Origin of the sequence: Streptomyces humicola, from assembly GCF_024436035.1 — a bacterium.
GTDB lineage: Bacteria > Actinomycetota > Actinomycetes > Streptomycetales > Streptomycetaceae > Streptantibioticus_B > Streptantibioticus_B humicola.
On sequence record NZ_JANFNG010000021.1, the window covers coordinates 61,849 to 80,999 of the forward strand.

Annotated in this window: 20 protein-coding genes; 16 read left to right on the forward strand and 4 right to left on the reverse strand. The window is 71.6% G+C overall.

Annotated features, from left to right (window positions below; genetic code table 11):
* The first annotated feature begins 49 nt into the window (after window positions 1-49).
* From NGB36_RS23205 to NGB36_RS23240, 8 genes are all read left to right on the forward strand, one after another.
* The gene (locus NGB36_RS23205; RefSeq protein ID WP_255922363.1) at window positions 50-1,213 is read left to right on the forward strand and encodes a cobalt-precorrin-5B (C(1))-methyltransferase; all 1,164 of its coding nucleotides are present in this window, start codon (window positions 50-52) and stop codon (window positions 1,211-1,213) included.
* Entirely contained in the window at window positions 1,210-2,493 is a 1,284-nt protein-coding gene (gene cbiE / locus NGB36_RS23210; protein ID WP_255922364.1) for a precorrin-6y C5,15-methyltransferase (decarboxylating) subunit CbiE, read from the forward strand. The genes NGB36_RS23205 and cbiE overlap by 4 nt, the downstream gene beginning before the upstream one ends.
* On the forward strand, window positions 2,490-4,190 hold the full coding sequence (cobJ, locus tag NGB36_RS23215; RefSeq protein ID WP_255922365.1) for a precorrin-3B C(17)-methyltransferase: 1,701 nt from the start codon (window positions 2,490-2,492) through the stop codon (window positions 4,188-4,190). The genes cbiE and cobJ overlap by 4 nt, the downstream gene beginning before the upstream one ends.
* Window positions 4,187-4,420 (forward strand): ATP-binding protein, encoded by a 234-nt coding sequence (locus tag NGB36_RS23220; protein WP_255922366.1) that lies wholly within the window; start codon window positions 4,187-4,189, stop codon window positions 4,418-4,420. Before cobJ ends, NGB36_RS23220 begins: the two co-directional genes overlap by 4 nt.
* Complete coding sequence (locus NGB36_RS23225) at window positions 4,417-5,037, forward strand: precorrin-8X methylmutase (protein WP_255922367.1); 621 nt, start codon at window positions 4,417-4,419, stop codon at window positions 5,035-5,037. Before NGB36_RS23220 ends, NGB36_RS23225 begins: the two co-directional genes overlap by 4 nt.
* A complete protein-coding gene (locus NGB36_RS23230; RefSeq protein WP_255922368.1) occupies window positions 5,034-5,957 on the forward strand; it encodes a sirohydrochlorin chelatase in 924 nt (307 codons plus the stop codon). The genes NGB36_RS23225 and NGB36_RS23230 overlap by 4 nt, the downstream gene beginning before the upstream one ends.
* On the forward strand, window positions 5,941-7,011 hold the full coding sequence (gene cobC, locus NGB36_RS23235) for an Rv2231c family histidinol phosphate aminotransferase CobC (protein WP_255922369.1): 1,071 nt from the start codon (window positions 5,941-5,943) through the stop codon (window positions 7,009-7,011). The genes NGB36_RS23230 and cobC overlap by 17 nt, the downstream gene beginning before the upstream one ends.
* A gap of 137 nt (window positions 7,012-7,148) precedes the next feature.
* The gene (locus NGB36_RS23240; protein ID WP_255922370.1) at window positions 7,149-8,429 is read left to right on the forward strand and encodes an MFS transporter; all 1,281 of its coding nucleotides are present in this window, start codon (window positions 7,149-7,151) and stop codon (window positions 8,427-8,429) included.
* A 28-nt stretch (window positions 8,430-8,457) separates the two neighbouring features.
* Here NGB36_RS23240 and NGB36_RS23245 read toward each other — a convergent pair whose 3' ends face one another.
* Complete coding sequence (locus NGB36_RS23245; RefSeq protein ID WP_372509510.1) at window positions 8,458-9,492, reverse strand: SCO1860 family LAETG-anchored protein; 1,035 nt, start codon at window positions 9,490-9,492, stop codon at window positions 8,458-8,460.
* Window positions 9,493-9,757: 265 nt separating this feature from the next.
* Here NGB36_RS23245 and NGB36_RS23250 point away from each other — a divergent pair, with 265 nt between their 5' ends.
* Window positions 9,758-10,501 carry a Clp protease N-terminal domain-containing protein gene (locus tag NGB36_RS23250; protein ID WP_255922372.1) on the forward strand — a complete coding sequence of 248 codons (744 nt, stop codon included), beginning with the start codon at window positions 9,758-9,760 and terminating at the stop codon, window positions 10,499-10,501.
* Window positions 10,502-10,526: 25 nt separating this feature from the next.
* On the opposite strand, the gene NGB36_RS23255 is transcribed toward NGB36_RS23250, so the two are convergent.
* Window positions 10,527-11,618 carry an amidohydrolase family protein gene (locus NGB36_RS23255; protein ID WP_255922373.1) on the reverse strand — a complete coding sequence of 364 codons (1,092 nt, stop codon included), beginning with the start codon at window positions 11,616-11,618 and terminating at the stop codon, window positions 10,527-10,529.
* Between the two features lie 435 nt (window positions 11,619-12,053).
* On the opposite strand from NGB36_RS23255, the gene ectA reads away from it, so the two are divergent.
* The 4 genes from ectA (at window position 12,054) to thpD (ending at window position 15,366) form a co-directional block, all read left to right on the forward strand.
* Window positions 12,054-12,602: a diaminobutyrate acetyltransferase gene (gene ectA / locus NGB36_RS23260; RefSeq protein WP_255922374.1), complete on the forward strand. Its 549-nt coding sequence runs from the start codon at window positions 12,054-12,056 to the stop codon at window positions 12,600-12,602.
* A gap of 57 nt (window positions 12,603-12,659) precedes the next feature.
* On the forward strand, window positions 12,660-13,928 hold the full coding sequence (gene ectB / locus NGB36_RS23265; protein ID WP_255922375.1) for a diaminobutyrate--2-oxoglutarate transaminase: 1,269 nt from the start codon (window positions 12,660-12,662) through the stop codon (window positions 13,926-13,928).
* 30 nt (window positions 13,929-13,958) lie between these two features.
* Entirely contained in the window at window positions 13,959-14,363 is a 405-nt protein-coding gene (locus NGB36_RS23270) for an ectoine synthase (RefSeq protein WP_255922376.1), read from the forward strand.
* A gap of 100 nt (window positions 14,364-14,463) precedes the next feature.
* Window positions 14,464-15,366 carry an ectoine hydroxylase gene (gene thpD / locus NGB36_RS23275; protein WP_255922378.1) on the forward strand — a complete coding sequence of 301 codons (903 nt, stop codon included), beginning with the start codon at window positions 14,464-14,466 and terminating at the stop codon, window positions 15,364-15,366.
* A gap of 30 nt (window positions 15,367-15,396) precedes the next feature.
* Here thpD and NGB36_RS23280 read toward each other — a convergent pair whose 3' ends face one another.
* The gene (locus tag NGB36_RS23280) at window positions 15,397-15,786 is read right to left on the reverse strand and encodes a hypothetical protein (protein WP_255922379.1); all 390 of its coding nucleotides are present in this window, start codon (window positions 15,784-15,786) and stop codon (window positions 15,397-15,399) included.
* Here NGB36_RS23280 and NGB36_RS23285 point away from each other — a divergent pair.
* A complete protein-coding gene (locus tag NGB36_RS23285) occupies window positions 15,779-16,081 on the forward strand; it encodes a hypothetical protein (RefSeq protein ID WP_255922380.1) in 303 nt (100 codons plus the stop codon). The two genes, NGB36_RS23280 and NGB36_RS23285, sit on opposite strands and share 8 nt — an antisense overlap.
* Before the next feature lie 99 nt (window positions 16,082-16,180).
* Here the strand turns inward: NGB36_RS23285 and NGB36_RS23290 are convergent, their stop codons facing one another.
* On the reverse strand, window positions 16,181-17,743 hold the full coding sequence (locus tag NGB36_RS23290) for an aldehyde dehydrogenase (NADP(+)) (RefSeq protein ID WP_308288913.1): 1,563 nt from the start codon (window positions 17,741-17,743) through the stop codon (window positions 16,181-16,183).
* A gap of 130 nt (window positions 17,744-17,873) precedes the next feature.
* Between NGB36_RS23290 and NGB36_RS23295 the strand changes: the two genes are divergently transcribed.
* Both NGB36_RS23295 and NGB36_RS23300 read left to right on the forward strand, forming a co-directional pair.
* Window positions 17,874-18,647, forward strand: coding sequence for an IclR family transcriptional regulator (locus NGB36_RS23295; protein ID WP_255922381.1), 774 nt, complete (start codon window positions 17,874-17,876; stop codon window positions 18,645-18,647).
* Window positions 18,648-18,871: 224 nt separating this feature from the next.
* Entirely contained in the window at window positions 18,872-19,081 is a 210-nt protein-coding gene (locus NGB36_RS23300) for a hypothetical protein (RefSeq protein ID WP_255922383.1), read from the forward strand.
* Window positions 19,082-19,151 lie beyond the last annotated feature (70 nt).

The window sequence follows — 19,151 nt, forward strand, 5'->3', positions numbered from 1 at the left end:
ACGACACGCTCAAGGACTCGCTGAAACCACGGTGAAAGGAGGGACGGCCTTGGAGGACCGGGACCACGACCAGCAGCAGCCCGAGCTGCGCGAGCCGGATCTGCCGCGTACCGCCAAGGTGCGTCCCAAGGCGCTGCGCACGGGGTGGACGACCGGCACGTGTGCGTCGGCCGCCGCGCGCGCCGCCGCGTTGCATCTGGTGACCGGGGAGCCGCAGCGCTGGGTCGAGGTGGCGCTGCCGTCGGGGCAGCGGGTGACGTTCGCGGTGGAGCGGTGCGAGGAGTTGCGGCCCGGCCGTACGGAGGCGGTCGTGGTCAAGGACGCGGGTGACGATCCGGACGTCACGCATGGCGCGCACCTGACAGCGACGGTCACCTGGCGGCAGGCGCCCGGGATCGGGTTGCACGGCGGCATCGGCGTGGGCGTGGTCACCAAGCCCGGTCTCGGGCTCGACGTGGGAGGTCCCGCCATCAACGCGACGCCGCGCGCGATGATCACCCAGGCGGTGCGCGAGGCCGTGGATCTCGATGTTCGCGGCGTGGATGTGACCATCAGCGTGCCGGACGGCGAGGTGCGGGCCCGCAAGACGACCAACGCCAGGCTGGGCATCATCGGCGGGATTTCGATTCTCGGCACGACCGGGATCGTCCGGCCGTTCTCGACGGCTTCGTGGCGAGCCAGTGTCGAGCAGGCGGTGTCGGTGGCGGCGGCCCAGGGCGAGCGCACGGTCCTGCTTTGCACGGGCGGGCGCACGGAGAAGGGCGCGATGGCGCTGCTGCCGGACCTGCCGCAGGTGTGCTTCATCGAGGTCGGTGATTTCACCGGCGCCGCGCTGCGGCGCGCGGTCGAACACGGCCTGGAGCGTGTGGTGTTCGTCGGCATGGTGGGCAAGCTGACGAAGCTCGCCGCGGGCGTGCTGATGACGCACTACACGCGCTCCGCAGTGGATCCGGGTGTGCTCGCCCGGATCACGCGGGACGTCGGCGGCGACGCTGCGCTCGTCGACCGGGTCGCCTCCGCCAACACCGCGCGCCACGGATACGAGTTGTGGCAGGAGGCGGGGTTGCTGGAGAGCGCGGGGGCGGAGCTGTGCCGTCGCGTCACGGACGTGATGGGGCGGTTCGTGGATCACCGGCTCGTGGCGGAGGCCGCGATGGTGGACTTCACCGGCCGTACGCTGATCGCCTCCTCGGGTGGGGAGTTGCTGTCGTGATCACGGTTGTGGGTGCGGGTACGGGCACGGGCCTGCCCGGACCGGCGCGGGAGGCGCTGGCGGGGGCCACGCTCGTGGTGGGCGCGGCCCGTCACCTCGCGGCGGCGGAACTGCCGCCGGCCACCGAGCGGATCGCCCTGGGCCCGCTGGCCCCGGCGCTCGACGCCATCGGAGCCCGCCTGGCCACGCGCGAGCCAGGACGCGTCGTCGTCCTCGCGTCGGGCGACCCCGGTTTCTTCGGGATCGTGCGCGCTCTCTCCGAGCGGTTCGGCCCCGAACGGCTTGATGTGCATCCCGCGTCGGCATCGGTGGCCGTGGCCTTCGCCCGGCTCGGACTCGCGTGGGACGACGCCGTCGTGGTCAGCGCCCATGGCCGTGCGCTGCGCACCGCGGTCAACGTCTGCCGCGCGCATCCGAAGACCGCGGTGCTGACGGGCCCGGGGGCCGGACCGGCGGAGCTGGGCCAGGCTCTCGCCCGTACCGGACTCCCCCGAACCCTGGTCGTCGCGGGCGCCCTCGGCACCCCGGACGAGTACGTGCAACACCTCACCCCGGCCGAGGCAGCGGGCCGTGACTGGCCGCCGGGCATGGTCAGCGTCGTGGTGTGCCTGGACGAGCGTCGGCTGGCTTCCTCCCTTCGCACGGTGGCCGGTTCTCCCCCCGCCCCCGCCCGATGGGCGTTGCCGGAGGAGGAGTTCGAGCACCGCGACTCGATGGTCACCAAGTACGAGGTGCGGGCGCTGGCGCTGGCGCGTCTGGGGCCGCGCACCGGGGAGCTGGTGTGGGACATCGGCGCTGGATCGGGCTCGGTCGCGGTGGAGTGCGCGCGCTTCGGTGCCGCGTCGGTGGCCGTGGAGAAGACCCCCGACGGCGTCGAACGGATCCGGGCCAACGCCGCCGCCCATGGCGTGGACGTCGAGACCGTGCACGGCACCGCGCCCGATGTGCTCCCGGAACTGCCCGATCCCGATGCCGTGTTCATCGGCGGCGGCGGCCGGGACCTGCCCGCGATCGTGGCCGCCTGTGCCCGCAGGACGCGCCGCACAGTCGTCGTCACCGTCGCCGCCCTCGACCGCGTGCCCACCGTGCGCGCCGCTCTCACCGAGGCCGGGCTGCGTGTTGAGGGCGCCCTCATCCAGTCGTCCCGGCTCTCCCCTCTGCCGGGCGATGTGACGCGGCTCGCCGCCGCCAACCCCGTGTTCGTCCTGTGGGGAACCCGCGCAACGGCCGGCGGATCCGCCGGGGATGCGCTTGATTCACATGAAGGAGCATCACAGTGATCGGCCTGATCGCCGCCACCGCGGCAGGCACTGCCGCCCGCGACCGGCTCGCCGCGGCCTGGCCCGGGCGTACCCGGGCCTACGAGGGCCCGGTACGCGAGGCCGTGACCCGCGCCTTCGCCGAATGCGAGCAGCTGGTGTGCTTTCTGGCGGCCGGCGCCGCGGTTCGGCTGATCGCACCGCTGCTGTCGGACAAGGCCTGCGACCCCGGCGTGGTCTGCGTCGACGAGGCGCAGCAGTATGCGGTGGCCCTGCTCGGCGGCCATGCGGGCGGCTCCAACGAGCTTGCGGAGCAGGTCTGCGACGTGCTCGGCGGCCGTCCTGTGGTCACGACGGCGACCGACGCCGTCTCCATTCCCGGCCTCGACACGCTCGGTTGGCCGGTCGAGGGCGCCGTCGCGGCCGTCAGCCGCGCGATGCTCGATGGCTCCCCCGTTCACTTGGACGCCCATGACGTCCACCCCCTTCCTCCTCTGCCACCCAACGTAACGGCGACCACTGACAGTGACGTCCGGATCATGGTCACCGACCGGGCCGTCACCCCCGACGACCGGACCGCGGTGCTGCGGCCGCCGACGCTCGTCGTCGGCGTCGGCGCAAGCAAGGGCGCGCCCGCGGAGGAGGTCCGGCAGCTGATTGCCGCGGCACTGGCGGATGCCGGTCTTTCGCCGTGCTCCGTCGCCGCTCTGGCCACCGTCGACGCGAAGGCGGAGGAGCCTGGCATCGTCGCGGCGGCCGAACGGCTCGGGGTGCCCCTCGTGACGTACGACGCGCGGCGGCTGGGCGCCGTCGAGGTGCCCCATCCCTCCGACGCTCCGCTCGCCGCGGTCGGCACCGCGAGCGTCGCCGAGGCCGCGGCGCTCCTCGGCGCGGGCGCGGGTGGCGAACTCCTCGTTCCCAAGCGCAAGTCCGCCCCGCCGTCCGGTCCGGCGACGGCCACGGCGGCGGTGGCGCGCCGCCGCCCGCGCGGCCGGCTCGCCGTCGTCGGCCTCGGTCCGGGCGCGCGCGATCTGCTCACGCCACGCGCCCGCGCCGAGTTGCGGCGCGCCTCGGTCGTCGTCGGCCTCGACCAGTACGTCGGCCAGATCCGTGATCTGCTGCGCCCCGGCACCCGGGTGCTCGAGTCGGGCCTGGGAGCCGAGGAGGAGCGGGCCCGCACCGCGGTCGCCGAGGCCCGCGCCGGGCATGCGGTGGCGCTGATCGGCAGCGGCGACGCCGGCGTGTACGCGATGGCCTCGCCCGCACTCGCCGAGGCGGCCGACGACATCGATGTGATCGGGGTGCCCGGTGTGACGGCCGCGCTCGCCGCCGCGGCGATCCTCGGCGCGCCGCTCGGCCACGACCATGTCTCGATCAGCCTCTCCGATCTGCACACGCCGTGGGAGGTGATCGAGCGACGGGTGCGGGCGGCGGCCGAGTCGGATCTGGTGGTGACCTTCTACAACCCGCGCAGCCGTGGCCGGGACTGGCAGCTGCCGAAGGCGCTCGCCGTGCTGGCGGAACACCGTTCGCCGCAGACGCCGGTGGGTGTGGTGCATGCCGCGTCCCGGCCGGACGAGCGCAGCGAGGTCACGACGCTGGCGGGTCTCGATGTGACGACGGTGGACATGGTCACCGTCGTCACCGTCGGCAACTCCGCCACTCGGCAGGTCGCCGGACGCATGGTCACACCGCGCGGTTACCGGTGGCAGCGGTGACGGCCGGCGCAGGGGCGGCGGCGGTCCGCGTGACGTCGCGCTGCGCGGGCTGCGGTTCATGCCTGCTGACCTGCCCGACCCATGCCATACGGCCGGACGGCGGCCAACTGCTGGTCCGCGCCGACCTGTGCACCGGCTGCGTCGAGTGCATCGACGTCTGCCCGGTCGACGCCATCGAAGAGACGACTGCCTCGGCACGTGCCGAGACGACTGCCGGAGGAGCCCGGTGACCCGCACCATTCACCCCATCGAGCAGGAGTCGTACCGCATCCTGCGCTCGCGCCTGGACCTGTCCGGGCTGCCGCCGCTCAGTCGGGCCGTCGTCGAACGCGTCATCCATGCGAGCGCCGACCTCGACTACGCCACCGACCTCGTCGTCGACGAGCCGGCGCTGACGGCCGCCCACCGGACACTGCACGCCGGCGCGCCCGTCGTCACGGACGTGGAGATGGTGGCGTCCGGCATCACGGCCGTGAAGGCCGTGTGCCGGCTGCGCGATGCCACGTCGGGCCGCGGGCTGACGCGTTCCGCGCACGCCGTCCGCCTTGCTCATGAGCAGGTGGGGCCGGGAGCGGTGTGGGTGATCGGCTGTGCGCCCACCGCGCTCGAGGAGCTGCTGCTGCTCGATGCCGCTCCCGCTCTCGTCATCGGGCTGCCCGTCGGCTTCGTCGGTGCCGCCGAGTCCAAGGCCGCCCTGCGTGCGAGCGGTCTTCCGGCCGTCAGTAACGTCTCGGAGAAGGGCGGCTCCGCGGTCGCGGCTGCCGCGCTCAACGCGTTGCTCTACACCCCGGCCCCTGCCCCAGCGCACGCACAACCCCTCAGCACCCGCAAGGAGAACCACCAGTGACCCCGCCGCCCGCTCTTCTGCTCGTCGGCCACGGCACGCGCGACGAGGCCGGAGCCGAAGCCTTCCGTTCCTTCGTCCGCGAGCTCGATGAGCGCAACCCCGAACTGCCCGTGGGCGGCGGCTTCATCGAGCTGTCCCCGCCGCCGCTCGCCGACGCCGTGGCGGAGCTCATCGAGAGCCGCGGCGTGCGGCAGTTCGCCGCCGTGCCGCTGGTCCTGGTGTCGGCCGGACACGCCAAGGGCGACATCCCAGCGGCGCTCGCCCGCGAGGAGAAGCGCCATCCCGGCACCGCCTACGCGTACGGGCGGCCGCTCGGCCCGCACCCTGCGCTGCTCGAGGTGCTGGAGCGGCGGCTCGACGAGGCGCTCGGCGAGGACGGCCACCGCTCCCCCTCCGACCGGGCGACGACCACCGTGCTGCTCGTCGGCCGCGGCTCGACCGACCCGGACGCCAACTCCGAGGTGTTCAAGGTCGCCCGGTTGCTGTGGGAGGGGCGCGGATACGCAGGGGTGGAGACGGCGTTCGTCTCGCTCGCCGCGCCCGATGTGCCGTCGGGGCTCGACCGCTGTGCCCGGCTCGGGGCGCGCCGCATCGTCGTCCTGCCGTACTTCCTGTTCGAGGGGGTGCTCCCGGAGCGCGTACGCCAGCAGACCGAGGGCTGGGCGGCCGCGCACCCCGAGATCGATGTGCGCAGCGCCGATGTCATCGGCCCCACGCAGGAGCTGGCCGATCTCGTCATGGAGCGCTACCGCGAGACCCTCGAAGGCGATCTTCGGATGAACTGCGACAGTTGCGTCTACCGCATCGCCCTTCCCGGTTTCGAGGACCGCGTCGGCCTGCCGCAGCAGCCGCACCACCACCCCGAGGACCCCGCGCACAGCCACGGACACCACCACGGCGGCCATGCCCACACCCGCTGACCGGCACGATCTGCGCCATCACGGCGACGCGGAGGTACGGGACGAGGGCGCGGCGCTCGTCGACCTCGCCGTCAATGTCCGGACCGGAACGCCCCCTTCGTGGCTGAAGGAGCGGATAGCCGCGTCGCTGGACGACCTTGCCCGCTACCCGGACGGGCGGGCGGCGCGGCGTGCCGTGGCGGCACGCCACGGGCGGCCGGCTGACGAGGTGCTGCTCACGGCGGGCGCGGCGGAGGCCTTCGTCCTGCTGGCGCGAACGGTCGCGCCGCGCCGTGCGGTGGTGGTGCACCCGCAGTTCACGGAGCCGGAGGCGGCCCTCCGTGACGCGGGGCACGCCGTCGAGCGGGTGCTGCTCGACGGCTCAAGGGGCTTCCGGCTCGATCCGGCGGCGGTCCCCGAGGACGCCGATCTCGTCGTGATCGGCAATCCGACCAATCCGACGTCCGTACTGCACCCGGCCGACGCCGTGGCGCGACTCGCCCGTCCCGGGCGGCTGTTGGTGGTGGACGAGGCATTCATGGACGCGGTGCCCGGGGAGGCCGAGTCGCTCGCGGGGCGACGCGACGTGCCGGGCCTCGTCGTGCTGCGCAGCCTCACCAAGACGTGGGGTCTCGCCGGGCTGCGCATCGGCTATGTGCTCACCGCGCCGGAGACGGTGGCCTCACTGCAGCGCTCCCAGCCGCTGTGGCCGGTCTCGGCTCCGGCGCTCGCCGCGGCCGAGGCGTGCTCCGCGCCCGAGGCGCTCGCCGAGGCGGAGGCGGCGGCGGTGCGGATCGCCGAGGACCGGGCCCACCTGCTGGGGCGGCTCGCCGAGTCGGATCGTATCGAGGTGGTGGCCCCGGCTGCCGGACCGTTCCTGCTGCTGCGCACGGCGGGCGCGGCTGCGGTGCGGGTTCGTCTGCGGGCGTGCGGCTTCGCCGTGCGCCGCGCGGACACCTTCCCGGGGCTCGGACCGGACTGGCTGCGGGTCGCGGTGCGCGACCGGGCCGTCTCGGACGCCTTCGTCGAGGCTCTGGCGAAGGCACTGCCCGAGCCGGACGGGCTATTGGATTAACCTCCAACCCCCGTGGCGTCCGGGGCGGTACGGATCGGGCCAAACGCCGGTACCCGGCACGCGATCGGCTGTGATCACATGGATGCGGTTCGTGACACGGCGATCACTGCACGTCGGAGCAGATCGGAGCAGCGCTTATGTCCGCGCGCGCGACCACGCCCGGCGCCCCGCCCGACGCCGCACCCGACGCCCGGGACCACGCCGGGGGTGGCGCCGCTCCCGCAGGCTTCCGCGCGATCTTCCGCCTCGCAGGCACCGGCCTGCCTTTGGCGGCGTTCCTGGCGCGGCTGCCCGCCGCGCTCTGCCCCACCGGCACGTTGCTGATGGTGACCGCCGCTTCAGGCATCGGACGCGCCGGCATCGTCGCCGGAGCGCTGTGGATGGGGCAGGCGGTGGGCGGGCCGCTGATCGGACGGCTGGCGGACCGGCGCGGGCACCGCCCGGTCCTGCTCGTCACCTCGCTGCTCAACGCCGTAGCGATCGCGGCCATGGTGGCCGCCGTCCTCGGCCATGGCCCGCTCACGCTGCAGACGGGCCTTTCCGCCGTCGGTGGTCTGACCATCCCGCAGATCGGACCGCTGGCCCGTACCCGCTGGTCCGCGCTGGCGATGCGGCACCCGCGCGGCCGTGAACTCATCGGCCCGGCCTTGTCGCTCGACGCCACCACCGACGAGCTGAGTTTCGTCGCGGGCCCGGCGGTCGTGGGGATTCTCGCCGCAGCGATCGATCCGACGGCGGGTCTGGTGTGTGCCGCCGTCCTCATCGCCGTCTTCGGTGTGGTCTTCGCCGTCCACCCGACGGCTCCCGCAGGAGTGCGGGCCCGGTCCGCCCGCCGTTCGGTCCCGTTGATGTCGCCGGCGCTGATCGTGCTGTTCGCGATGGCCACCTGCCAGGGGCTCGTCTTCGGCGCCGCCAACGCCGGGATCAACGCGATGGCCAAGGGGGACCTGGGACTTGCCGGTCTGGTGTGGGCGGCAACGGGTGCGACGAGCGTGGTGGCCGGTCTGCTCACCACGGCGCATCCCGGCCCCTGGGACCTGACGGTCCGGCTGCGTCTGGCGGTGCTCGCGCAGAGCCTGGTGGTGCCGCTCCTGCTGCTGACCGGCTCGGTCGTCGGCGCGGCCGCGGTCTTCGCCGCGCTCGGGCTCACGGTCGCTCCGCATCTCATTGCGAACTTCACTCTCGTCGAGCGGATCGCTCCGGCGGAACGCATGGGCGAGGCCATGACGCTGGTGGGTACGGGGCTGATCATCGGTCAGGCGATCGCCGCCCCGGTCGGCGGGCAGTTGGCGGCGGCTCACGGGTTCAAGGGGTCGTTCGCCCTGGGCGTAGCGGCCGCCGTGGCCTCGGCGCTCGTCGCCGTAACGCTGGTGCGTGAGCGGCGCTACCGGTGCCGGACCGTCCCCGTGCCGTCGTAGGCGGACGACGGCACGGGGACGGTGGCGTTCAGCTCTGGCCCGACGACGACCTGCGGCGCCGTGTCACGAAGACGACGGCCGCGCCCGTGACGAGCAGGGCGCCCGCACCGGTGGCGATGTACGGCGTGCTCGAACTGGCGCCGGTCTCGGCGAGGTTCTTGCCGGTGCCCGCGGTCTGTGTGCCCGTGCTGGAGCCGGCGGATCCGCCGCTGCCCCCGCTGCTCCCGGTGCCCTGCGTTCCTCCGCCGGTGCTGCCGCCGCCGCTCGTCGAACCACCGCCGGTCGAACCGCCGGTCGTTGATCCGCCACTCGTCGAACCGCCGCTCGTCGAGCCGCCGGTGGACGAGCCCCCGCCCTGCGGCGTCTCGCACGTCGCCCGTGCCAGGGTGACGTCACCCTCCACATCGGCGACGCCCAGCTTCAGCGGGTTCACCGAGACGTGCAGGTCGAGGGCGGTGGCGGCCGCGGTGTGGGAGGTGGTCTCGGTCTTCGACAGGTCGAGCCTGACCTCGCCGACCCCGGGCACGTCCACCTTCGTCGTACCGGCTGTCGTGACGTTGATCTTCTTTCCGAGCACGACGACGTCGCCGAGCAGATCGGCGTACGCGGTCGGTTGCCTGCCCGCCTCGCAGGTCGCCCGTGCGGTCACCTCATGGGCCTCGATCAGGGAGAGCAACGGCAGGCCGGGCAGGTGCACCTTGGCGTTGACGATGTTCACATACCCCTGCGCCTGGTGCTGATCGGCGGTGGCGCGGGCGGTGGCGACATCGGCGCTCAGCACGCTGAACGGACGGCCGTTGTCGACCCCGGCCAACTGGGCGCTGAGCGCGGTCTCGTGAGCGTCCGCGGGCGCGTGCACGTCATTGAGCACGACGTTCAGCGGAACGTTGACGGTCTTGTTCACCAGTGAGACGTCGAGGCTGGTGCGCAGCACGGTCGCGGTGGCCTGGCCTCCACCGGAACCGCTCGCCGTGGCCGCCTGGGCGGACGGCGCGAGGGCGAGGGCGCCCGCGGCGAGAGCGACGGCAGCGCCGATCGCTGCGGCGGAACGGCGCGCGGGCATGTTGAGGACAGAGTTGTACAAGTGGAAAACCCCCACAGTGGCATGGAGCCGCCGGCGCCGCTGAAGGGGACAGCGCGTTCGCCGACGACTGTGACCCCGCCATATTTACGTACTGACTGTGAACGGGAAGCCACCCGGCGCCATTTCACTCCAAAGGATGGTTTCGGAACATCAGTACAACCCTTTCACTGTGGCCACAGAACGGGACCACAACTCGAGTCAACCATCGATTGACGAAACCCGATCGTCAACCTAAGGTTGTCATATGGATACGGAGCCCGTGCGACTGGACGACCTGATCGCCCACGTCACCAACCAGCACCCGGACGGCGACCCGCTGCAGCACCTCGCCGACGCGGTCGAGACCTCCGCCCACCTCGGGGAGGTCGCCGACCATCTCATCGGTCACTTCGTGGACCAGGCCCGCCGATCCGGCGCGTCCTGGACGGAGATCGGCCAGTACATGGGGGTGAGCAAGCAGGCCGCACAGAAGCGCTTCGTCCCCAAGGAGTCCGACGATCCCGACTTCCAGGCCTCCGGCGGACGGTTCAGCCGGTTCACCCCGCGGGCCCGCAACGCCGTGGAGGACGCCCGCAAGGAGGCCGCCGAGCTCGGTCACGACCACATCGGTTCCGAGCACATCGTCCTCGGCCTGCTCACCGAGCCGGAGGGCGTGGCCGCCAAGGCGATGGAGGCCCTGGGCGCGCCGCTCGGCAAGGTCCGCGAGGCCACGATCGCGGTCCTGGGGCCCGGGGTGGAGAACCCGCCCAAGCGGCCCCGCTTCGGCCGTGGCGCGAAGAAGACCCTGGAGCTCTCGTTGCGGGAGGCCCTGCACCTGGGCCACAACTACATCGGCACCGAGCACCTGTTGCTCGGAGTACTGCGCAACGACAAGGAACTGGCCGCCGCGGTGCTGATCGGCCTCGGCGTCACGAGGGAGCGGGCCGAGGAGAACGTCCGCGCACAGATCGCGGAGATCCAGGCCGCCCGTGCCAAGGGCCAGGCCTGACCGGCCGGCCTGAGCAGGCGGCCCGTCAGCCGACGATCTGTCCGCGCAGCACGACGCACCGCGGGTCGGCGAGCACCCGCACGTCGGCACGCGGATCGGCGTCGAAAACCACCAGGTCGGCCGGTGCACCCTCCTCAAGCGCCGGCCGGCCCAGCCACGTATGCGCCGCCCAGGTCGCGGCGGACAGCGCGTCCACCGCCGGGATGCCCGCCCGGACCAGCTCGGCGACCTCGTCGGCGACGAGACCGTGCGGGAGCGAACCGCCCGCGTCCGTACCGACGAAGACGGGGATCCCGGCGTCGTACGCCGAGCGCACGGTCTCGTAACGCCGGGCGTGCAGCCGCCGCATATGCGCGGACCAGCCGGGGAACTTCGACTCGGCGCCGGCCGCCAGGTCGGGGAAGGTGGCGATGTTGACCAGGGTCGGGACGATCGCCACGCCACGCTCCGCGAAGAGCGGGATGGTCTCCTCGGTGAGCCCGGTGGCGTGCTCGATGCAGTCGATGCCGGCCTCGACGAGATCGCGCAGCGAGTCCTCGGCGAAGCAGTGCGCCGTCACCCGGGCGCCCTCCTCGTGCGCAGCGGCGATCGCGGCCTGCACCGCGTCACGCGGCCAGCAGGGCGCGAGGTCCCCCACCCCGCGGTCGATCCAGTCGCCGACGAGTTTGACCCAGCCGTCCCCGCGCCGCGCCTCCTGGCGCACATGGGCGACGAGCTGGTCGGGTTCGATCTCGTGGGCGTAGTTGCGGATGTAGCGGCGGGTGCGGGCGATGTGCCGGCCCGCCCTGATGATCTTCGGCAGGTCCTCGCGGTCGTCGATCCAGCGGGTGTCGGACGGCGATCCGGCGTCGCGGACGAGCAGCGTCCCGGCGTCGCGGTCGGCGAGAGCCTGCTTCTCACTGGTGGCATCGTCGACCGGGCCGTGCCTGTCGAGTCCCACGTGGCAGTGGGCGTCGACCAGTCCTGGCAGCGCCCAGCCGTTCACCGTCCGCACGTCGCGGGCGGTCGCCGGGCGCCGGTAGGTCACGCGGCCGCCGACGACCCACAGCTCGTCCCTGGCCTTGTCGGGTCCGGTGAGCACCCGGCCCTTGATGTGCAGCACCGCTCCATCCGTCATGGACAGGACTCTACGACCCTCCGCGCAGGGCAACGACGGCGGAGATCACGGCGGTCAGCTGATTTCACGGATTCGCGTCTGCCCCAATAGCATCCGGGTAAACCACACGCCGCGCATGCCGTGCTTTTCCTGGGTAATTCCGGGATCATTTCCTGCCGGTAATCCCCCGCAAGCTTCTGCCCAGACGTCCCGCGGCTAAACACAAAGTTTTCGTTAACGCGGATCCGGCGTGAGTCCAGCAGATCTCGACGCTGTTACGTAGTTGTTATCTACTCTGCACAACTGTCCGTAATGCCCGGTTATATCCGGACAGAACGCCACGCACTGCGGGTGCCGCACAGCGGTCCTCACGTGCGCGCGATAACACATCCAGGCCCTTAGCGTAACCCCGCCCGGCGATGCAATTCGCTTTCCGGCTCGGTAAATTTGTTTCGCATGACCGCCGCACAAGAAGACCTTGTACGCGAAGAGACGAATTCCCCGGCTTTCCCCGCCCGCCTCGACACCCCCACGGTCGAGGACGGCGCCGCGATCTGGCGCATAGCCCGCGACTCGCAGGCCCTCGACCTGAACTCCTCCTACAGCTACCTGCTCTGGTGCCGGGACTTCGCCCGCACCTCCGTGGTGGCCAGGGACGACAGCGGCGAACCTGTCGGCTTCGTGACCGGCTATGTGCGCCCGGAGCGCCCGGAAACGCTGGTCGTCTGGCAGGTCGCGGTGGACTACGCATACCGCGGCCGCGGTCTGGCCGCGTTCATGCTCGACGGGCTGACCGAGCGGGTCGCCTCTCTCGGCGTGCGTCAGGTCGAGACCACGATCACACCGAGCAACGAGGCGTCCAACCGGCTGTTCACCTCGTACGGCAAACGCCACGGCGCCGACGTCTCCCGGGAAGTGCTGTTCCACGGCGGGCTGTTCCCCGACGGCCACGACCCGGAGGTCCTGTACCGCATAGGACCACTCGCCGCCGCAGCAGCCGCCTGAGCCCGCGGCCCGACCAGCCGTCAAAGACAGCCCACCCACCCCCCGTAGGAGCCAACGGTGACCATCACCCCGCCCGAGCTGAGCGTTTTCGAGTCCCTGGAGTCCGAGGTCCGCAGCTACTGCCGCGGCTGGCCCGCGGTCTTCGACCGTGCGCAGGGCAGCCGCATGCACGACGAGGACGGACACACCTACCTCGACTTCTTCTCCGGAGCCGGGGCCCTCAACTACGGCCACAACAACCCCGTACTCAAACGCGCCCTGCTGGACTACCTGGAACGCGACGGAATCACGCACGGCCTGGACATGTCCACCACGGCCAAGCGCGCCTTCCTGTCCACCTTCCAGGACGTGATCCTTCGCCCGCGCAACCTCGACTACAAGGTCATGTTCCCGGGCCCGACCGGTACCAACGCCGTCGAGGCCGCGCTGAAACTCGCCCGCAAGGTCAAGGGCCGCGAGTCGATCATCTCGTTCACCAACGCCTTCCACGGCATGTCGCTGGGCTCGCTCGCCGTGACCGGCAACGCCTTCAAGCGGGCAGGCGCCGGAATCCCGCTGGTGCACGGCACGCCCATGCCCTTCGACCACTACCTCGACGGCCGGGTCCCGGACTTCCTGTGGTTCGAGCGGCTGCTGGAGGACCAGGGCTCCGGGCTCAACCAGCCCGCCGCAGTGATCGTGGAGACCATCCAGGGCGAGGGCGGCATCAACGTCGCACGCCCGGAGTGGCTGCGCGGCCTCGCCGACCTGTGCAGGCGCCGCGACATGCTGCTGATCGTCGACGACATCCAGATGGGCTGCGGCCGCACCGGCCCGTTCTTCTCCTTCGAGGAGGCCGGGATCGTCCCGGACATCGTCACGCTGTCCAAGTCGATCGGCGGCTACGGCCTGCCGATGTCGCTGACGCTCTTCAAGCCGGAGCTCGACCTGTGGGAGCCCGGCGAGCACAACGGCACCTTCCGCGGCAACAACCCGGCCTTCGTCACCGCCACCGCCGCACTCGACGCCTACTGGGCCGACGGGCAGATGGAGAAGCAGACAATCGCCCGCGGTGAGCAGGTCGAGGCCGCGCTGTGCGAGATCGTCTCCGAACATCCCGCCTCCGGCGCCGAGTTCCGCGGCCGTGGCCTGGTCTGGGGCCTTCAGTTCGCCGACAAGGAGCGCGCGGCCAAGGTGTGCGCGCGCGCCTTCGAGCTCGGACTGCTGCTGGAGACCTCCGGCCCGGAGAGCGAGGTCGTCAAACTCCTGCCCGCGCTGACCATCAGCCCGGAGGAGCTGGACGAGGGGCTGCGCATCATCGCCCGGGCCGTCCGCGAGACGGCCTGAGACAGAGAGAACAGAAAGGCTCAACACACCGTGATCGTCCTTTCCTTCAAGGACATCGAAGGCACCGACCGCGATGTCACCGCAGCGAGCGGCACGTGGCGCAGCAAGCGCATCATCCTCGCCAAGGAACGTGTCGGGTTCTCGCTGCACGAGACCACGCTCTACGCCGGCACCGAGACGTCGATGTGGTACGCCAACCACATCGAGGCCGTGCTGTGCGTCGAGGGCGAGGCCGAGCTCACCAACGACGAGACCGGCGAGAAGCACTGGATCACGCCCGGCACGATGTACCTGCTGGACGGGCACGAGCGCCACACCATGCGCCCGAAGACCGACTTCCGCTGCGTCTGCGTCTTCAACCCGCCGGTCACCGGCCGGGAGGACCACGACGAGAACGGCGTGTATCCGCTGCTCACCGAGGACGCGGACGGCTGATCCCGGCGCCGGCACGGCGCCGCAGCCGGACCGCTGAAGCCCCCGCCGACGGGGCTTGCATCCCGATCAGGGCCGTACGAGAGGAGAGGAAGGCAACACCATGACAACCGCACCCGAGCGCACCACCGACCTGTACCCGACCCGAGGGGCCACCGAGGTGGCCACCCCGCGTCAGGAGCCGGTGGTGTGGTCCGAGCCGGGCGCCGCGGGACCGATCCAGCCGTCCGAACTCCAGGCGTTCGAACGTGACGGCTTCCTCACGGTCAACCCGCTGATCAGCCCGGACGAGGTGGCGGTCTACCGGGCCGAACTCGACCGACTGATCTGCGACCCGGCCGTGCGGGCGGACGAGCGCTCCATCGTCGAGCCGACGTCGCAGGACGTGCGGTCGGTCTTCGAGGTGCACAAGATCAGCGAGGTGTTCGCAGGTCTGGTGCGCGATCCGCGCGTGCTGGACCGCGCCCGGCAGATCCTCGGGTCCGACGTCTACGTCCACCAGAGCCGCATCAACGTCAAGCCGGGCTTCGGCGCCAGCGGCTTCTACTGGCACTCGGACTTCGAGACCTGGCACGCCGAGGACGGCCTGCCGCGGATGCGCACGGTGTCCGTCTCGATCGCGCTCACCGAGAACTACGACACCAACGGCGGCCTGATGATCATGCCGGGGTCGCACAAGACGTTCCTCGGCTGCGCGGGTGCGACGCCAAAGGACAACTACAAGAAGTCGCTGCAGATGCAGGATGCGGGAACGCCCTCGAACGAGGCGCTCACCGAGATGGCGAGCCGGTACGGCATCAAGCTGTTCACCGGCCCGGCCGGCTCGGCCACCTGGTTCGACTGCAACTGCATGCACGGGTCCGGCGACAACATCACGCCGTTCCCGCGCAGCAACGTCTTCATCGTCTTCAACAGCGTGGAGAACGCCGCGGTCGAGCCGTTCGCGGCGCCGGTCCGGCGCCCGGAGTTCATCGGGGCGCGGGCCCCGTTTGTTCCGATTAAGTAGGGCACTGCGGTGCGCTGATCCGCCGGTCGGTCACAGGCCGGCGGGGAAGGTGAAGGTGGCGGGCACCTTCACGTTCTGGTGCTCCGGCCCGTAGACAAGGGCGATCTCGTCGTGAGCGTGGAGCACGATCGCGGCGGGGTCGCCCTTGATCTGCTTGCCGTTGACGTAGGCGCGCAGCACATTGCCGCCGCCCGCCTTCATCCCGCCGATGCGGTCGGCGTCGAGCGCGACGTTCCACTCGGTCATGAACTGGCCGAGGGTGAAGGTCGCCTTGACGGGCGACTCGATGTGGATGACACCTGACGGGTCGTGGGTGTGCAGTGGGCTGATCTGCTGCGCCTTGTCGTCGATCCCGATGTACGCGGGGACGGTTACCGGGTTGCCGTCGACGAGGACGTCGAGGTGCGCGTGAATGTGCATCACGGTTCCCTCGGCGCTCATCATCGGCAGGCCTGCGACGACGGCACGCGCCGAGGGGTCGGCCGGCGTGTCCCACGGCGGCGCGGTGGTGCGTCCCACGGCAGTGGTGCGCGGCGTGCTCGGCACGGCCTTCACCACGGGCTGCGTGTTCTTCGCGTCGCTGCCCGCCGCGGAGGATCCGGAACCCGGACCGGACGCAGCCGATCCAGACGGTCCACTGGAGCTGCAGCCTGCGAGCGCGGTTGCTGCGACGACGGCGATCGCGGTGACGGCCGTACGGAATGTGAGGCGGTGAGACACGGCAGACGGTGGCCCTTCTCATTGTGGCGTGACGTGGCAGGTGCCCGAGCCGCGCCCACGATAACCGCACTCCGCTCCGCAATCGTGCGACCGTTCAGCCCTGCGCGCGTCCGTTGACGCGACGCGGGATGCCCATCGGATTGTCGTCCCGCAGCTCCGGCGGCAGCAGTGCCGGCGGGGTGTCCTGGTAGGTCACCGGGCGCAGCCAGCGCTCGATGGCGGTGGCTCCCACCGATGTCGAGGTGGAGGTGGTGGCCGGGTACGGGCCGCCGTGGTGCTGGGCGGGGGCGACGGCGACGCCGGTGGGCCAGCCGTTGACCAGGACGCGTCCGGCGAGCGGGGTGAGCCGGGCGACGAGGGCGGCGGCGCTCGCGTCGGACGCCTCGGCGTCGCCGATGTGCACGGTGGCGGTGAGGTTGCCGGCCAGCCGCCCCAGGACGCAGACGACCTCCTCGTCAGTGTCGTACCGGACGACGACGGTGACCGGGCCGAAGCACTCCTCGGTGAGCAGGTCGTGCGGGCCCCGCTCGGTCAGGCGTGCGGCGGCCACCGTGAGGAAGCCGGCCCGCACCGCGTTCTCGCCGCCGTCGCCGGGCTCGACGGGGGCCGTGACGCCGGGCAGCGCGGCCCGCTCCCGTACCCCGGCGACGAAGCGCTCGCGCATGCGGGCGTCCAGCAGTACCCCGGCCGGGGCAGCCGTGGTGGCCTCGGCGAGCGCGGTGACGAGGCGGTCGCCCGGTTCACCCGCGGGGGCGAGGACGAGGCCCGGCTTGGTGCAGAACTGGCCGCTGCTGAGGGTGAAGGAGGCGGCGAGCCCGGCGCCGATCTGCTCGGCGCGCTCGGCCGCCGCAGCGGGGGTGACGACGACCGGGTTGAGGCTGCCCAACTCGCCGTGGAACGGGATGGGGCGCGGGCGTGCGGCTGCCGCGTCGTACAGCGCCCGCCCGCCGGAAATCGACCCGGTGAATCCCGCAGCATTCACCAGCGGGTGCGAGACGAGCCGGACGCCTGCGTCGAAGCCGTGCACGACCGAGACCACGTCCTCGGGCAGGCCTGCCTGCGCGGCGGCGCGGCGCAGGATCGCGGCGCACAACTGGGAGGTGGCCGGGTGGCCGGGGTGTGCCTTGACGACCACGGGGCAGCCGGCCGCAAGCGCGCTCGCGGTGTCGCCGCCGGGCACGGAGAAGGCGAGCGGGAAGTTGCTGGCGGCGTAGACGGCGACGACGCCCAAGGGGATCTTGTAGCGGCGCAGGTCGGGCCGGGGGACAGGGCCGGCCCCCGGGTCGGCGTGGTCGATGATCACGTCAAGGAAGGCGCCTTCGTCGACGACGTCCGCGAAGGCACGCAACTGGTAGGCGGTGCGGGCGAGTTCACCGTTCAGCCGCGGAGCGCCGAGGGCGGTCTCGGCGTCCGCGGTCTCGACGATGTGCGGGGCGTCCTCCTCCAGCAGGGCGGCGGCGGTGCGCAGCAGAGCCGAGCGGGCACCGCGGTCGGTGAGTGCGGGGGCGGCGGCCGCGGCGGCCCGCACCGCGCGGTCGACGTCCTCGGCGGTGGCCTCGGTCACCACCTGCTCCCGCTGCTTCCCGGTTCGGGGGTCGACGCTCCAGACTGGTACGGCTGGTACGGCTGGTACGGCTGGTACGGCTGGTCCGGCCACGCGGAAACCTCCAGGTTTGCCTCGTACAAACAAGGTGTCGTTCGGTATACTGAACGACATCTCAGGTTGTGAATAGAATGCTGCCGGGAGCCTACTTGCGGCGCACCGGCCGAACAAGAGGGGTCAGGTCATGGCTGGCGTCGGCGAGGGTGGCGGGTCCCAGGTCAAGTCGGCGGTCCGCACCGTTGAGCTGCTGGAGTTCTTCGCCGGCAGCCCGGGGATGCACTCTCTCGCCGCGGTCCAGGAGGCGGTGGGCTACCCCAAGTCCAGTCTCTACATGCTGCTGCGCACGCTCGTCGAGCTCGGCTGGATCGAGACCGACGCGACCGGGACCCGGTACGGCATCGGAGTGCGGGCGCTGCTGGTCGGCACCTCGTACATCGACGGCGACGAGGTGGTGGCCGCGGCGCGCCCGACGCTGGACCGGCTCTCCGACGACACCACGGAGACCATCCACCTCGCCCGTCTCGACGGCACCAATGTGGTCTATCTGGCGACGCGCCAGTCACAGCACTATCTGCGGCCGTTCACCCGGGTCGGCCGCCGACTCCCGGCGCACTCCACGTCGTTGGGCAAGGCACTGCTCGCCACCTACACCGACGAGCAGGTGCGCAAGATGCTGCCGGAGACGATGGAGGCGCTCACCGAGCACACCATCACCGACCGGGAGAAGCTCATCGAGGAACTGCACACCGTGCGCGAACAGGGCTATGCGGTGGACCGCGAGGAGAACACTCTCGGCCTGCGCTGCTTCGGCGTCGCGATCCCCTACCGCGACCCGGCGCGTGACGCGGTCAGCTGCTCGGTGCCGGTGGCCAGGCTCACCCCGGCCCACGAGCAGATGATCAAGGATGCGCTCTTCGATGCGCGGGACCGGCTCACCCTGGCGACGCGACGGCTGTGACTGAAGCTTCGCGCGGGCGCTGCCCGAGATTGCGCGCGTGCTGCGGCCCCGCGGTGTGCTCGGGGCGCTGTGGAACTCGGACGACGACCGCGTGGAGTGGGTGCGGGGGCTCGCCGAGGTGGCACGCAGCCGCGTCTCCTACGTCCGGTACGCCAACTCCTCGATGGGCGGACTGTGTGAGCACCCGTCGTTCGAGGCGGTAAAAGAAGGCGTCGTTCGAGCATGTGCAGGCGAGGGCGGCGGGTTCGCTGACCGGCACGGTCGGTACCCACGCGCTCGTGCTCCCCGACGACGAACGCGCGGCTCTGCTCGCGCGAGTACGCGAGTATCTGGCCTCCCGTCCGGAGACGGCGACGGGCCGGTTCGACCTGCCGATCGTCACCCTGGCGGAACGGATGGTCCTACGACCGCGCGTTCAAGCCGTGAAGTCATGACGCCGGGCCGAGCGGCCCGACGTTTCACGTGTTGACGCACGGATATTGACGCGCGCATGTCCAGACCAGC

Bases quoted from the DNA above. Each gene is read 5' to 3' on its own strand.
- NGB36_RS23250 (WP_255922372.1), top strand. From the start codon at position 9,758: ATGGATACGGAGCCCGTGCGACTGGACGACCTGATCGCCCACGTCACC.
- NGB36_RS23280 (WP_255922379.1), bottom strand. From the start codon at position 15,786: ATGCACATTCACGCGCACCTCGACGTCCTCGTCGACGGCAACCCGGTA.
- NGB36_RS23240 (WP_255922370.1), top strand. From the start codon at position 7,149: ATGTCCGCGCGCGCGACCACGCCCGGCGCCCCGCCCGACGCCGCACCC.
- NGB36_RS23295 (WP_255922381.1), top strand. From the start codon at position 17,874: ATGGCTGGCGTCGGCGAGGGTGGCGGGTCCCAGGTCAAGTCGGCGGTC.
- cobC (WP_255922369.1), top strand. From the start codon at position 5,941: ATGCCCACACCCGCTGACCGGCACGATCTGCGCCATCACGGCGACGCG.
- NGB36_RS23255 (WP_255922373.1), bottom strand. From the start codon at position 11,618: ATGACGGATGGAGCGGTGCTGCACATCAAGGGCCGGGTGCTCACCGGA.
- ectA (WP_255922374.1), top strand. From the start codon at position 12,054: ATGACCGCCGCACAAGAAGACCTTGTACGCGAAGAGACGAATTCCCCG.
- thpD (WP_255922378.1), top strand. From the start codon at position 14,464: ATGACAACCGCACCCGAGCGCACCACCGACCTGTACCCGACCCGAGGG.
- NGB36_RS23245 (WP_372509510.1), bottom strand. From the start codon at position 9,492: ATGCCCGCGCGCCGTTCCGCCGCAGCGATCGGCGCTGCCGTCGCTCTC.
- NGB36_RS23285 (WP_255922380.1), top strand. From the start codon at position 15,779: ATGTGCATCACGGTTCCCTCGGCGCTCATCATCGGCAGGCCTGCGACG.